The organism is Cytobacillus sp. S13-E01 (assembly GCF_029193815.1).
In the GTDB taxonomy this organism is placed as follows: Bacteria; Bacillota; Bacilli; order Bacillales; family Bacillaceae_L; genus Bacillus_BV.
Genome location: NZ_JARFVC010000016.1, coordinates 49,466 through 63,476, shown reverse-complemented (window position 1 = coordinate 63,476; position 14,011 = coordinate 49,466). Strand labels below are relative to the sequence as shown.

General features: G+C 37.1%; 13 protein-coding genes. 2 read left to right on the top strand and 11 right to left on the bottom strand.

Annotation, left to right across the window (positions count from 1 at the left end):
* Positions 1 to 41: 41 nt before the first annotated feature.
* Positions 42 to 1,592, bottom strand: a complete 1,551-nt coding sequence (locus PY093_RS11835) for an acyl-CoA carboxylase subunit beta (RefSeq protein WP_275646077.1) — start codon at positions 1,590 to 1,592, stop codon at positions 42 to 44.
* The gene (mce, locus tag PY093_RS11830) at positions 1,592 to 2,011 is read right to left on the bottom strand and encodes a methylmalonyl-CoA epimerase (RefSeq protein WP_275646076.1); all 420 of its coding nucleotides are present in this window, start codon (positions 2,009 to 2,011) and stop codon (positions 1,592 to 1,594) included. Before mce ends, PY093_RS11835 begins: the two co-directional genes overlap by 1 nt.
* Before the next feature lie 256 nt (positions 2,012 to 2,267).
* Between mce and prli42 the strand changes: the two genes are divergently transcribed.
* Positions 2,268 to 2,360: a stressosome-associated protein Prli42 gene (prli42, locus tag PY093_RS11825; protein WP_275646075.1), complete on the top strand. Its 93-nt coding sequence runs from the start codon at positions 2,268 to 2,270 to the stop codon at positions 2,358 to 2,360.
* Positions 2,361 to 2,475: 115 nt separating this feature from the next.
* Here prli42 and PY093_RS11820 read toward each other — a convergent pair whose 3' ends face one another.
* The 5 genes from PY093_RS11820 to PY093_RS11800 all read right to left on the bottom strand — a co-directional run bounded on the left by PY093_RS11820 (position 2,476) and on the right by PY093_RS11800 (position 6,465).
* Positions 2,476 to 2,985, bottom strand: coding sequence for a L,D-transpeptidase (locus PY093_RS11820; protein WP_275646074.1), 510 nt, complete (start codon positions 2,983 to 2,985; stop codon positions 2,476 to 2,478).
* Positions 2,986 to 3,050: 65 nt separating this feature from the next.
* Entirely contained in the window at positions 3,051 to 4,004 is a 954-nt protein-coding gene (locus PY093_RS11815) for an aromatic acid exporter family protein (protein WP_275646073.1), read from the bottom strand.
* A gap of 265 nt (positions 4,005 to 4,269) precedes the next feature.
* Entirely contained in the window at positions 4,270 to 5,007 is a 738-nt protein-coding gene (locus PY093_RS11810) for an amino acid ABC transporter ATP-binding protein (protein WP_275646092.1), read from the bottom strand.
* 4 nt (positions 5,008 to 5,011) lie between these two features.
* Positions 5,012 to 5,671 (bottom strand): amino acid ABC transporter permease, encoded by a 660-nt coding sequence (locus PY093_RS11805; RefSeq protein ID WP_275646072.1) that lies wholly within the window; start codon positions 5,669 to 5,671, stop codon positions 5,012 to 5,014.
* Between the two features lie 26 nt (positions 5,672 to 5,697).
* Positions 5,698 to 6,465, bottom strand: coding sequence for a basic amino acid ABC transporter substrate-binding protein (locus PY093_RS11800; protein WP_275646071.1), 768 nt, complete (start codon positions 6,463 to 6,465; stop codon positions 5,698 to 5,700).
* 544 nt (positions 6,466 to 7,009) lie between these two features.
* On the opposite strand from PY093_RS11800, the gene PY093_RS11795 reads away from it, so the two are divergent.
* Positions 7,010 to 7,480 carry a hypothetical protein gene (locus tag PY093_RS11795; RefSeq protein ID WP_275646070.1) on the top strand — a complete coding sequence of 157 codons (471 nt, stop codon included), beginning with the start codon at positions 7,010 to 7,012 and terminating at the stop codon, positions 7,478 to 7,480.
* A gap of 42 nt (positions 7,481 to 7,522) precedes the next feature.
* On the opposite strand, the gene PY093_RS11790 is transcribed toward PY093_RS11795, so the two are convergent.
* The 4 genes from PY093_RS11790 to PY093_RS11775 all read right to left on the bottom strand — a co-directional run bounded on the left by PY093_RS11790 (position 7,523) and on the right by PY093_RS11775 (position 13,566).
* Positions 7,523 to 7,960, bottom strand: a complete 438-nt coding sequence (locus tag PY093_RS11790) for a BrxA/BrxB family bacilliredoxin (RefSeq protein ID WP_275646069.1) — start codon at positions 7,958 to 7,960, stop codon at positions 7,523 to 7,525.
* A 202-nt stretch (positions 7,961 to 8,162) separates the two neighbouring features.
* A complete protein-coding gene (meaB, locus tag PY093_RS11785; protein WP_275646068.1) occupies positions 8,163 to 9,302 on the bottom strand; it encodes a methylmalonyl Co-A mutase-associated GTPase MeaB in 1,140 nt (379 codons plus the stop codon).
* A 4-nt stretch (positions 9,303 to 9,306) separates the two neighbouring features.
* Positions 9,307 to 11,499, bottom strand: coding sequence for a methylmalonyl-CoA mutase (gene scpA, locus PY093_RS11780; RefSeq protein WP_275646067.1), 2,193 nt, complete (start codon positions 11,497 to 11,499; stop codon positions 9,307 to 9,309).
* On the bottom strand, positions 11,500 to 13,566 hold the full coding sequence (locus PY093_RS11775) for a methylmalonyl-CoA mutase family protein (protein ID WP_275646066.1): 2,067 nt from the start codon (positions 13,564 to 13,566) through the stop codon (positions 11,500 to 11,502). It abuts the gene before it with no gap.
* Between the last annotated feature and the right edge of the window lie 445 nt (positions 13,567 to 14,011).

The following is a 14,011-nucleotide window of genomic DNA, read 5'->3' as shown; positions in this document are numbered from 1 at the left end:
AATTTTCATAAATGGCCAAACTTCACTATTTTCAATCCCTTTTATAAAGGAATATTTCCATGTTTCTTTTTAGGTCTATCCTCTTTTTTATTGCGTAGCATTTCCAGTGCTTGAATAATTTTAATTCGTGTATCGCGGGGATCGATCACATCATCGACCATTCCTTGACTTGCAGCAACATAAGGATTGGCAAATTTCTCACGGTATTCTTCAATTTTTTGAGCACGAGTTGCTTCAGGATCTTCGCTTTCTGCAATTTCACGAGCAAAAATGATATTAGCCGCACCTTGTGGTCCCATTACAGCTATTTCTGCATTTGGCCATGCAAATACAAGATCGGCTCCGATTGATTTACTGTTTAGTGCAACATAGGCTCCACCATATGCTTTTCTAAGAATCACGGTTAGTTTAGGAACGGTAGCTTCTGAATAGGCATATAAAATTTTGGCTCCATGTCTAATAATTCCGCCATGCTCCTGTTTTACTCCAGGGAAAAATCCAGTAACATCCTCAAATGTAATGATAGGAATATTAAATGAGTCACAGAAACGTATAAATCTAGCTGCTTTATCGGACGAATCAATATCAAGGCCGCCTGCCAAAAACTTCGGTTGATTACATACAAGACCTACTACTTCTCCTTTTATTCGAGCTAAGCCAACTACGATGTTTTTCGCAAAATCTTTATGTACTTCCATAAATGATCCTTCATCAACAACTTGTTCAATTACCTTGCGAACGTCATAAGGACGGATTGCATCAAATGGGATAACATCTGTAAGATCAGGACGATAATCATCGTTATTGGTTGAATCAATACGTGGTGCCTTTTCTTCATTGTTTTGTGGCAAATAACTAAGAAGCTTTCTAACTTCAGCAATGACATCTTGTTCAGTTTGCCCTGAAAAATGGGCATTACCACTTATCGAATTATGTACCTTAGCCCCTCCTAAATCCTCTGAGCTTATTTTTTCTCCAGTTACCGTTTCAATTACTTTTGGACCGGTAATAAACATTTGACTTGTTTCTTCAACCATGAAGACAAAGTCTGTAATGGCCGGAGAATAAACAGCTCCACCAGCACATGGGCCCATTATGACAGATATTTGTGGAATAACTCCAGAATAAATCGCATTTCTATAAAAGATATGTCCATAACCATCTAATGATACAACACCCTCTTGAATCCTCGCACCTCCTGAGTCGTTTAAGCCAACAAAAGGAGCGCCGTTTTTTGCTGCTAAATCCATCACATTAGAAATTTTCTTTGCGTGCATTTCTCCAAGAGCTCCTCCAAACACCGTAAAATCCTGAGAGAATAAATAGATCGGACGACCATTAACTTTCCCATAACCCGTGACAACGCCGTCACCAGGACCTTTTTTACCTTCTAGTCCAAAATCCACACATCGATGTTCGATAAATGGGTTCAATTCTACAAACGTACCTTCATCAACCAATAATTCAATCCGTTCTCGTGCAGTTAATTTACCTTTTTCATGTTGTGTTTCTATTCTTTCATCACCACCGCCAAGTTCTACTTCACGTCGGCGATCATATAGTTCATTAATTTTTTCATAAATATCAACCATTACTCTTTTTCCTCCTTGGATGGTTTCTCACATAATTCATACAGTATATTCCCAGTTGATTTTGGGTGCATAAAAGCAATCTTTGCCCCACCCGCACCTGGTTTTGCTGTTTCATGAATCATCCGAATTCCTTCATTTTGAATCTGCTTTATGCGCTCTTCGATTGAATCCACACATAGAGCAATATGATGTATCCCTTCGCCACGCTTTTGAATAAAGCTAGCAATTGGGCTATCCTCACTTGTAGGCTCTAGTAACTCTATCTTTGATTCACCAATTTGTATAAAAGCCACTTTTACCTTTTCAGATTCGACAGTTTCAATGCCTTCTAATATGAGTTTTAATGTATCTGTATAAAACGGCAATGAATCTTCAAGTTTTTTTACAGCAATTCCAATATGATCTATCTTTTTGATCATGAGAATTCCCCTCCAAACGAGCGCTCGCTCAAATATGTCACCGGATTCACTTAGCACTTATTCTATATTTTAGCATGAACTCCTCTAAAATTGTGTATTTTCAGCTAAATCCGACTTTTTACTATTCTTTCACAGATTTAAACAACTGTAGAACAAGTTTATACGTCCAAAACATATTAGAAGAAAATTCAACTTGTCCACATAACCATTTACATGTAGAATATAATGTACAAACATTGTTTTAGGAGGGAAATGTATGTCTCGTAAAACTCAAAAGTTGGTAGTCTACTTGATGATTGGCACAATGGTTATTACAACACTGTTAGCTGGAGCAAGTATGTGGCTATAAAATACTATATACTAAGAAAAACACAAGGCGCTGGAGCTAGACACCACAACTAGGTACAAATACTTTCTTACCTTTTAAAAAAGGTGACCGACACTAAACTCCGGTCACCTTTTTACTACTTTAGCGCACCATTTTCTTTACCTATTTCTTGAAAACTTTTTTCAGACGAGTGTATAAATACCTTTGTTCCAAGGGGAATACGATTATAAAGTTCTTCAACGTTTTTATTGCGCATTCTTATACAACCATTTGAAACATATTTTCCTATCGAAAGTTCATTGTTTGTTCCGTGAATCCCATAAATTCTACCATCAGTACCCTCAGCATCAAAACCAATCCATCTCGTTCCAAGTGGATTATCTGGTGATCCACCCTTGATATTCTTCCTGCGGTAGTAAGGATCAGCCGCTTTCACTACAACTGTAAATGATCCTTCCGGAGTCAAATTAGAAAATACACCCGTTGCTACTGGATAGACTTGTTGAATATCACCCTTATTAATAAAAGCCAGTTCATTTGTTTGCTTATTTATTATAATGTAGGGATCACCTGCTATGGGATTTGGGCCCAATGGCCAAATTGGTGAAAGTGTAATAGTTAATACGAAAGATAGCAGCAGTTTCATCCTAGGTCACCCTTTGAACGCATTTACCTCTAGTGTGTTTCGAAAAAGGTAAGGTCATACAAAAATTAAGAGGATTTGTCTCTGAATGATCGTTTAATCTGTAAATATTGCTCCATTTCCTTTAAAAACAGTAACAACGCAGCCCTTGCTTCAAATTCTTCTCTTGTATCAGGCAGATCCATCTCTTTAAATTGTTTTTTCATATCTTCCATTTTATTTAGAAATTTTATCGCAGTATTACCAGGATGTATCGCTTCACTAATCTCTTCTAAAAAGGCTGCAATCATTTCACCTTGTTCAACTGAATGTGTGATAGAAGTAATGATTGGTAGCATCCGCTCGATATTTTCAAATTGCTTTTCTCTCATTTTAAAGTAATGATAGTAAATATTTTCATTTCTTAAGAAGTGATTTTCAACATCTCTAAATGCAAGGGTGCTCGCTTTTGAGAGCAATTCCTCCGTCTCTGTAATTTCTTTCCCATCCCAACTATAATCATGTAAACGAAGATATTTCACCATTTCTTTAAAAATAACACCAAATTTAACCTCAATTTTTTCCTGATACCGCTTAAGCTCACTTTCTACGCTTGGCATATATAAATTGACGAGTAAAGCGACTCCAATACCAATCGAAATAATACCAATCTCATTAAGCAATAGCCCGGCTGTAATCTGTTGTGATGTAAAAATATGAAGAATGATGACAGTACTAGTCGCTATTCCATCTTTCGCCTTTACCATAACCAAGGTTGGAATGAAAAATAAAAGAAGAATACCAATAGCTAACGGATTATATCCAATACTTTCGAAGATAACAAATGAAAAGGCGATGCCTATTATACATGCTAAAAAGCGATCCCATGAACTCCGCAGCGATTTTTTCTTTGTAACTTGTACACAAAGTAGCGTTAAAATTCCAGCTGAGGCAAAATTATCAAATTGTAAAAATTGCGCAATTGCAATAGCGGCCGCTGTTCCTATCGCAGTCTTGGCTGTACGATAACCTATTTTATACATTTTTCGTCTCCTACCGTGTTTCATACTTTCATTATAGGTTAAAAAGGTAAAATAAGAAAAGCGAAAGGCGCGCCCGCCTATAGGCGACAAGCATCAGACAAGCCGGCTGGAAGGTTGTTCTTTACCTTCCGGACGGATTGGCTTATACCATAGAGCCGATGGCACCCGGATCTAGACACTAGAACTAGGTACAAACTTTTATACTTTTTTATCTTTTAAAAAAAAGAATGATCCTTTTAAGATCATTCTTACACAGAACTATTGATTATAATACTTTTTGAAGAAAATCCTGGGCGCGTTTGCTTTTTGGTGCAATGAAAAATTCATTTGGTGTAGTATCTTCAACAAGTACCCCATCATCTAAAAATAATACTCGATCGGCTACTTCTTTTGCAAAGCCCATTTCATGGGTAACGATAGCCATTGTCATGCCAGTATTTGCAAGAGATTTCATAACCTCTAGAACTTCCTTAACCATTTCAGGGTCTAAGGCCGAGGTTGGTTCGTCAAAGAGCATAACCTCGGGGGACATCGCCAAAGCTCGTGCAATCGCAACACGCTGCTTTTGTCCACCCGACAACCTTGATGGGTATTCTGATGCTTTTTCTAGTAATCCCACTTGTCTTAGTAAGTCCTTAGCCTTTTCATCTGCTTCTTGGTTTGACAATCCTTTAACAGTTATCGGCGCATATGTTATGTTTTCGAGCACTGTCTTATGCGGAAACAAATAAAAGTGCTGAAACACCATCCCAACATTTTCACGAACTTTCAAAATATCTACCTTTGGGTTTGTTACTTCATGATCACCAATCCATACACTTCCGCCTGTAGGTGATTCGAGTAAATTCAAGCATCTTAAAAAAGTAGATTTTCCAGATCCAGATGGACCAATTATTGCTATTACTTCACCTTTTGAAATTGTTGTTGATATTCCTTTTAGCACTTCTAATTTCCCAAACGATTTATTCAAATTGTCTATTTTAATGTGAGTTACTTCCTTCATAGTCTTATTCACTTCTACGTAACCTCCGTTCAAGACCCTTACCAAACAACGTTAATATCATTACTAATATATAATAGATAAGTCCAGCAAATAATAGAGGCTCAAATGCTGTATATGTGTTAGCGCTAACCACTTGTGCCCGGCGCATAATGTCTAAAAGACCGATTGTTGAAACAATCGCAGATTCTTTTGTTAATGTGATGAACTCATTAACTAAAGCTGGTAAGATATTTTTCATTGCTTGTGGCATAATGATATCTTTCATCATAGGTTTGTAGGGAATGCCCAGGGCTGCTGCAGCTTCTTGTTGTCCTTTATCAACTGCTTGAATTCCCGCTCTAATAATTTCTGATATATACGCACCTGAATTTAAGCCAAACGCCAATATTCCTGCAAGAAACATGGGTATGTCATACCCTATTAATTGAGGCGTAGCAAAATAGATAAGCATTAATTGCAAAATTAATGGGGTGCCACGGAACACGGATGTATATGCCTCTGCAAACCATTTTAAAATAGTAATGTTACTAATCTTGAAAAATGATAATATTGTTCCAATAAAAAAACCTAACACTGCTGATACAAATACAAATAATAACGTGACCCATATTCCATTTAGTATAAACGGAATAGAAGGCACGATTCGAAGGAAATCCAAATCCATGCCTACACCTCTTTTCTATCTATTTTCTATTCTTCAGATTCTAACCATTTTTTTGCTATTTTTTCAAGTTCACCATTTTCTTGCATCTCATCAATAACCTTAGTAAAGGAGTCAACTATTTCACTATCCTTAGGAAATGCAATTGCCATACCAGGAGTACTTTCATTTGGATCATTAAATCCTGCTAAATCAAGTTCTTTAACATACCCTTGTGCAACTGTTTTGTCTAAGTATACAGCATCAACACGACCAGATTTTAACTCTTGAATTAAATCTGGAACTTTATTTAATGTTTTTACTTCTAAATCAATTTCTTCTGCGATTTTGTTAGCGCCCTCTTCTTGAATCGTACCCAATTGAACCCCAATCTTTTTGCCATTCATGCCTTCAATAGAAGTAATGTCTGAATCTTTTAATGTTACGAACATTTCCCCAGAACGATGGTATTCCGTAGAAAAATCAACGCTTTCTTTTCGTTTTTCAGTAGCTGACATCCCTGAGGCAACAAAGTCTACTCGTTTTGCTTGTAACGCACCGATTAAACCATCAAAACTCATATCCTTTATTTCAAGTTCATATCCAAGTTCATTTGCAATATATTTCGCTAAGTCTATATCAAAACCTACAATTTCACCATTAGTGTCTCTCGTTTCAAATGGTGGAAAATCTGCTGAAGTTCCCATCACTAAAACCTTCTTGTCGTCTCCATTCGTTGATTTACTATCTTGTCCACAAGCTGCCAATATACTAACTAGTACAATAGCAATTACAGCCGTCTTTAAAAAATTTTTCATTATTTTTTCCCCCAATTTATTTTTTAAAATTAATATTTATTCACTAAAATGAATTTTAACACATATAAATAATTATGCAATAAATTGTTTATATAAAATAATAGATTGTTTATTCTGAATAAAAAATCATTGCATCCATCCAAGTGTAACCGTGTATCTAGGCATTTAAAGTCAATCCTTTACTACAGCATGAAAAACAAACCTGTATAAATCATTTTTTTTAAATAGTACACTCGCACGCGGAATTGTATATTAGTGAATTTTAAATGTATAAATGGTGAATGGTTATATAAGAAAAACGCAGGGCGCTCGGAGCCAGACACTTTAAACTAGGTAAAAATTTTTATGCATTCAAAAAGGGTCAACATATAAATTCTGATAGATTGCCCTTTTGGTTACCGTTTTTTACTTTTTACGCGATTTCGGGCATCAGATTGCTCTTTTGATTACCGTTTTTTATTTTTTGCGTGATTTCGGGCATCAGATTGCTCTTTTGATTACCGTTTTTTATTTTTTGCGCGATTTCGGGCATCAGATTGCTCTTTTGATTACCGTTTTTTATTTTTTACGCGATTTCGGGCATCAGATTGCCCTTTTGGTTACCGTTTTTTATTTTTTACGTGATTTCGGGCATCAGATTGCTCTTTTGGTTACCGTTTTTTATTTTTTGCGTGATTTCGGGCATCAGATTGCTCTTTTGGTTACCGTTTTTTACTTTTTACGCGATTTCGGGCATCAGATTGCTCTTTTGGTTACCGTTTTTTACTTTTTACGCGATTTCGGGCATCAGATTGCTCTTTTGATTACCGTTTTTTATTTTTTGCGTGATTTCGGGCATCAGATTGCTCTTTTGGTTACCGTTTTTTACTTTTTACGCGATTTCGGGCATCAGATTGCTCTTTTGGTTACCGTTTTTTATTTTTTACGCGATTTCGGGCATCAGATTAGCCCAAAGGGCGAAGACAGAGGCCTAGTTGCATTTATGCGTTTTAAAATTTTTGGATATAAATTCTGATCACCAAAAAAGCATAAAAAAAAAAGAAGCCATTACAGCTTCTTATACTTCTTCACAATATTTATCAAATGCCTCTTGTAATTTAGTTACAACTGCCATTGGTTCATGACCTTCGATTTCATGGCGTTCAATCATCGTTTGAATCTTTCCGTCTTTTAAAAGTGCAAATGAAGGTGATGAAGGTGGATAGCCCTCAAAATAAGCTCTAGCTTTTTCAGTTGCTGCTTTATCTTGGCCAGCAAATACCGTAACCAAATTGTCAGGACGTTTGTCATAATGGACTGCATGTGCTGCAGATGGACGAGCAATCCCACCAGCACAACCACATACTGAATTTACCATAACAAGTGTTGTACCTTTACGATTTAGTACTTCATCCACTTCTTCAGGAGTTTTTAATTCGTCATATCCAGCTGCAACGATTTCTTTTCGCGCTTGCACAACGACATCATTCATAAATAGATTAAAATCCATACTCATATATTATTTCTCTCCTTGTTCTTTAAAATATCTTACAACCTAATCATATCAATAACTATCGCCTATTTACAAATTTTAATGATGTTTATTTTGTATCCAAATGGGATAAAGTAATAATACATCTAGATCTAGACCCATACTCCTAAACTCCATGGGGGAAAGCATAGGCTTTCCTTCTTTTTTCATTTAGCATATCTGTCTATTACATCTTTTGATATTTTTCATATAACTCTAGAAGCTCTTTCACTACCGAAGTAACTGTTTGTTGTCCCGTTAAGACACTAGCCTCTGCTATTGGAAGCTTTTCTTTTATAGTTGGATTAGTGAAGAAACTAGTTACTAAATGGTCCTTTATCATTGCATAAGTCCAATCCTTCAGTTGAGCTTGACGCCTTTTCTCAAAATAACCATTTTCTTTAGTTATCGAACTAAATTGAAGTATCACGTCCCAAAGGGTATCCATACCTACCCCATACAAGGCTGAGGCGGTATGGGCCTTTGTTGTCCAACCTTCTGTAGCAGGTCTTAAATAGTGCAGAATTCTATTATAGTCAGCTTTTGTCCGATTTGCTTTTTGTTTGTTGTCTCCATCGGCTTTGTTAATTACTAGTGCATCGGCTAGTTCCATCACACCTTTTTTCATGCCTTGAAGCTCATCACCAGCACCTGTTAAGACTATTAACATGAAAAAGTCTACCATGCTTCTTACAACTATTTCACTTTGTCCAACACCAATCGTTTCTACTAGAATGACATCAAAGCCGGCTGCTTCACAAAGGAGAATCGTTTCCCTCGTCTTTCGATTGACACCACCTAAAGTACCGCCAGATGGTGACGGACGAACAAAGGCTCTACGGTCTTTGGATAGCTCTTCCATCCTAGTTTTATCACCTAAAATGCTGCCACCTGTTACACTACTACTTGGATCAACTGCTAAAACAGCAACTCGGTGTCCTTTACCACAAAGGTATTTACCAAAGCTTTCTATAAACGTACTTTTGCCCGCTCCTGGGACACCAGTAATTCCAATTCTAATCGAGTTGCCAACGTGCGGGAGTAGGTAATTTATTACCTCTTGTGCTTTTTCTACATGTTTTGCAGCATTGCTTTCAACTAAGGTAATCGCTTGCGCAAGTATCGTCCTATCATTATTTAGAACACCTTGAACAAATTCATCTACTGTCCGCTCCTGTTTTTTTACAAATTTGTTACGATTAGGAGCATTATTTAATACCATTCCATCATGCCCATCGTTTACCCCTTTCATCACATTTGTTGTAAACCCACCATCATCTGTACCATCTTTAGGAACCCATTCAGGACGATATCGATCATTATCCATGGCCTTATTCCACTTCCTCATAGCCAAGACGACGATATATTTCCTCAATCACTTTCTGAGCGGCTACAGGAATAACTGTGCCAGGTCCAAAAATAGCGGCCGCCCCCTGTTCTCTTAGGTAATCATAGTCTTGTGCAGGAATGACGCCTCCAGCTACAACTAAAATATCTTCACGTCCAAGCTTACGGAGCTCTTCGATTAACTGTGGCAGCAATGTTTTGTGACCTGCTGCGAGCGAACTCATTCCAACCACATGAACATCATTTTCAACAGCCTGTAGTGCTGTTTCTTCTGGGGTTTGGAATAATGGTCCGATATCCACATCAAAGCCTAAGTCGGCAAATGCCGTTGCAATAACCTTTGCCCCGCGGTCATGTCCGTCCTGACCCATTTTGGCGATCAAAATCCTTGGACGACGGCCTTCCTGCTCTAAAAATTCATCTGCCATGTCTTTTACTTTTATGATTTCTTCTTCATTAGAAAATTCTGCACTATATACACCGCTTATTGAACGGATAACAGCTTTATGGCGCTTTGCTACTTTTTCTATCGCATCCGAAATTTCACCTAAGCTAGCTCTGGCTCTAGCAGCATTTACAGCAAGTTCTAATAAATTACCTTTGCCTGTTTCTAAAGCCTCAGTTATAGCAGCTAAGGTTTCTTGAACTTTAGTTTCATCTCTTGTAGCACGTAATTTTTCTAGATTCTCTATTTGTTTTAAACGAACGGTAGTATTATCTATATCTAAGATATCTAACGGATCTTCCTTGTCTAAGCGGTACTTATTAACGCCGATTATTGACTCTTTTCCAGAATCAATTTTCGCCTGACGTCTTGCAGCCGCTTCTTCAATTCGCATTTTTGGCAAGCCTGTTTCAATCGCTTTTGCCATACCACCTAATGCTTCAATCTCCTCAATATGTTCCCATGCACGATTCATCAATTCATTTGTTAGTGTTTCAACATAATAGGATCCACCCCAAGGGTCTATCACATTACAAATCCCTGTTTCATCCTGTAAATACAATTGTGTATTACGAGCAATTCTAGCTGAGAAATCAGTTGGTAAAGCAATCGCTTCATCAAGTGCATTCGTGTGTAGGGATTGAGTATGTCCTAATGCTGCTGCCAATGCTTCAATACATGTTCTGGTGACATTATTATATGGATCTTGCTCTGTTAAACTCCACCCGGACGTTTGAGAATGTGTACGTAGAGCTAGTGACTTTGGATTTTCAGGTTTAAATTGCTTCATCATTTTTGCCCAGATAAGACGTGCTGCTCTCATTTTTGCTACTTCCATAAAATAATTCATTCCAATTGCCCAGAAAAAAGATAAACGTGGTGCAAATGAATCGATTCCAATTCCTGCATCAATTCCTGTTCGAACATATTCAAGGCCATCTGCTAATGTATAAGCTAGTTCAAGGTCAGCTGGGGCACCCGCTTCTTGCATATGATAGCCTGAAATACTAATACTATTAAACTTCGGCATATTCTTTGAGGTGTATTCAAAAATATCGGCAATAATTTGCATTGATGTTTCTGGTGGATAAATATACGTATTACGAACCATATATTCTTTTAAAATATCATTTTGGATCGTACCTGTTAACTTTTCCTGACTTACCCCTTGTTCTTCGGCTGTGACGATATAAAAAGCCATAATAGGCAATACTGCCCCATTCATCGTCATTGATACTGACATTTCATCAAGTGGAATGCCATCAAACAATACTTTCATATCCAGGATAGAATCAATTGCGACACCTGCTTTTCCAACATCACCAACTACTCGAGGATGATCAGAATCATAGCCACGATGTGTTGCTAGATCAAATGCTACAGATAAGCCCTTTTGCCCCATTGCTAAGTTCCGACGATAGAAAGCATTACTTTCTTCAGCAGTTGAGAATCCTGCATATTGCCTTACGGTCCAAGGTCGATTAACATACATCGTTGGATATGGTCCTCGTAAAAACGGCGGTATTCCAGGCATATAATCTAGATGCTCAAAATCCTTACAATCCTCACTTGTATATAATGGCTTAATCGCAATTTGTTCATTTGTTTCAAATAGAAGGTCGTCAATTGATTTCTCTATTTCATCTTCCACACTTTGACGCCAATCTTTTTCATTTGTAGTGGTTTCCTTAGTGCGCCAATTTAGCGTTGAGAAATCGGGTCTCTTACTCATTTATCGTACCCCCATTTCTAGTTGTAGTTTCTTTAAAACGTCATAGCAATTTGATTTGATATGAATAAAGTCAGATACACCAGCGTTAACAAACTGTTCTCCAACATGTGTTGCCTGCTTTCCAGCGACAAATAATGTTGTTTTTGGATTGATAGCTTTGATTTTAGTCACAAGCTCTTCGACCATTTCCGCATACAGCTCATCCGATCCACAAATAACGTTTGTAGAAAGATTGGTTGAGCGGTAACCTTGAACCGCTTCTTCAATAGATTGGTACCCAGCGTTCTTAACAACTTGAAAGCCACCTGCTTCAAAAAATCCTGTGATAAAATCAGCGCGCGGTTTGTGGATGGAAATTGGTCCTAAATTTATTAACCCGATTTTTGGCCAATCACCCGTTGAATTCTTAAAGACAATCGCTGCGTTGCGTAATTCTTCAAATGGCTCTGCTAATCTATGAGCTACTAATGGCTCAACACCTTCACTACTGCTTTCTTTAAAAAGGGATAGCAGCTCCTCCACTGATGCTCCACTAGAAAGAAATTCCACACTTAATTTAACGAGCGTTTCATCATTTTCATTAATCGCATTACCTAACTCTTTGTTAATGGCTTCATTAACTTGTAAACGGCGTATCGTTTCGTTACTTACTGATAAACGTTCAGCACTGCTAGTTAACGGTTTTTCAGACAAGTTTGCATAAAAATTAGTTCCAACAATTTTATCCTTACGAGACTTTACATTTTCTTGTTTCGTTTCAGATACATTCTTTATTTCACTTTGAATAAAGCCTTCTTGTAAAGCTTTAAAAAATCCACCTTTATCCTCAACTTGTTGAAATAGACTCCATGCTTTATCAGCAACTTCGCTCGTTAATGTTTCGATATACCACGAACCTCCCGCAGGATCTACAACTTTGTTTAAGTGGGATTCTTCTTGCAGGATAATTTGAGTGTTTCTTGCAATTCTTCGTGAAAAATCATTCGAATTTCTTAATGCCTCATCAAATGTTGATACATGTAGACTTTCTACTCCTCCAATTGCTGCAGCAAAAGCTTCTGTAGTCGACCTGAGCATGTTTACATATGGATCATAAACTGTTTTTGTATATGAAGAGGTACGAGCATGGATGTTCATTTTTTTTGAATCATCATTTCCATCATATGCTTCAACAACTTTAGTCCAAAGTAGTCTTGCAGCTCTTAATTTAGCAACTTCCATAAATAAATTGGAACCTACTGAAAATGAAAACAACATTCTTGGAGTAATATCGTCAATTGTTAAACCTCTATTTTGACATTCCTGTATATAGTCAACCCCTGCAGCAAGTGTAAACGCAAGCTCTTGGACAGCACTTGCACCTCCATTGTGATATGGCTGGCCTTTGACTAGAATTGTACGTAATTGAGGAGCGCTTTCTTTTGCCCAAGTAAGTTGCAATGCCATGATGTCATACAATTTCTTAAGTGGTATAGAAAGCTTCCCTTCTGAAACAAACGAACCTAAAGGATCCATTCCAATCGTTCCATTTATACTTTCAAGAGAAATGTTTTTTTCGTTACAGTATGCAATTAATAATGAAGTAAATGGCAGTGAACATAAATCTGTATCGATCAAAAGTGGATATTTATTGATAGTTATTCCTTCAAACAAAGCCGTTAAGTCTTTAAGTGTTAAGATAGTGATGCCCCTATTAGGTTTATGTTGACTGTGGTTAACAAACATGTTAACCATTGTTTGACCACGTGCAAGGTCATGTTTCAGAATAGCGTTTGCATCATGAATTGTTGCTGATGCTATTTCTTGACTTACTTTCCAAGGATTTGTAACATATCCAAGCTTTTCAACACCGCGCTTAAAGTACGGCAAACCAGGTAAGTCATTCATATGTTCAAGTTCAGCAGTATCCTCTTTTGTATAAATCGGTTTTAAACTAATATCCTCATATGTACAAGTTGACAGCTTTTCTACAGGTTTTCCCTTTAACGTCTTTTCAGCTTCTTCTCGCCAGCTTTGATAATTGACAGTAGGAAACTTCTGCGCTTTCAATGATTCAACTTTTTCCAATATACTGCCCCCTTTACGCGTAATCGCTTTCATTTAATTAAATATTATTCTCTTATTAATTTTAGTATATCACTGTTAAACTAGCAATCGTTAAAACAATAGTTAAACCCTTTACCAAGTTAGATAATATTTTTTAAACACCATCATAGTCCACAATAACCTCAAAATAACGGGTGTTTCTTTTGCTAAAGGGAACCGTTTTGAGGTGCAAATCCTATAAATTACAATGAAACAGGCGTGCAATCTGACAACAGATTTGACACCTCTTTGACACCCATAAATAAAAAGAAAGAGCGAATCCACAAGGACCAAGAGATGAGGGAATCAGAATGGATTAATAAATAAGCGGAGAAATTTCTCTTAATTACGAAATAGCACTTAAAATAGCTTAAATAGACGGAGGGATTCCGACTATTTACACAAAAAACGTCAAAATGCGATCATT

Excerpts from the sequence above, each read along its gene's own strand:
- PY093_RS11835 (WP_275646077.1), bottom strand. The coding sequence starts at position 1,592 with ATGGTTGATATTTATGAAAAAATTAATGAACTATATGATCGCCGACGT.
- mce (WP_275646076.1), bottom strand. The coding sequence starts at position 2,011 with ATGATCAAAAAGATAGATCATATTGGAATTGCTGTAAAAAAACTTGAA.
- prli42 (WP_275646075.1), top strand. The coding sequence starts at position 2,268 with ATGTCTCGTAAAACTCAAAAGTTGGTAGTCTACTTGATGATTGGCACA.
- PY093_RS11820 (WP_275646074.1), bottom strand. The coding sequence starts at position 2,985 with ATGAAACTGCTGCTATCTTTCGTATTAACTATTACACTTTCACCAATT.
- PY093_RS11815 (WP_275646073.1), bottom strand. The coding sequence starts at position 4,004 with ATGTATAAAATAGGTTATCGTACAGCCAAGACTGCGATAGGAACAGCG.
- PY093_RS11810 (WP_275646092.1), bottom strand. The coding sequence starts at position 5,007 with ATGAAGGAAGTAACTCACATTAAAATAGACAATTTGAATAAATCGTTT.
- PY093_RS11805 (WP_275646072.1), bottom strand. The coding sequence starts at position 5,671 with ATGGATTTGGATTTCCTTCGAATCGTGCCTTCTATTCCGTTTATACTA.
- PY093_RS11800 (WP_275646071.1), bottom strand. The coding sequence starts at position 6,465 with ATGAAAAATTTTTTAAAGACGGCTGTAATTGCTATTGTACTAGTTAGT.
- PY093_RS11790 (WP_275646069.1), bottom strand. The coding sequence starts at position 7,960 with ATGAGTATGGATTTTAATCTATTTATGAATGATGTCGTTGTGCAAGCG.
- meaB (WP_275646068.1), bottom strand. The coding sequence starts at position 9,302 with ATGGATAATGATCGATATCGTCCTGAATGGGTTCCTAAAGATGGTACA.
- scpA (WP_275646067.1), bottom strand. The coding sequence starts at position 11,499 with ATGAGTAAGAGACCCGATTTCTCAACGCTAAATTGGCGCACTAAGGAA.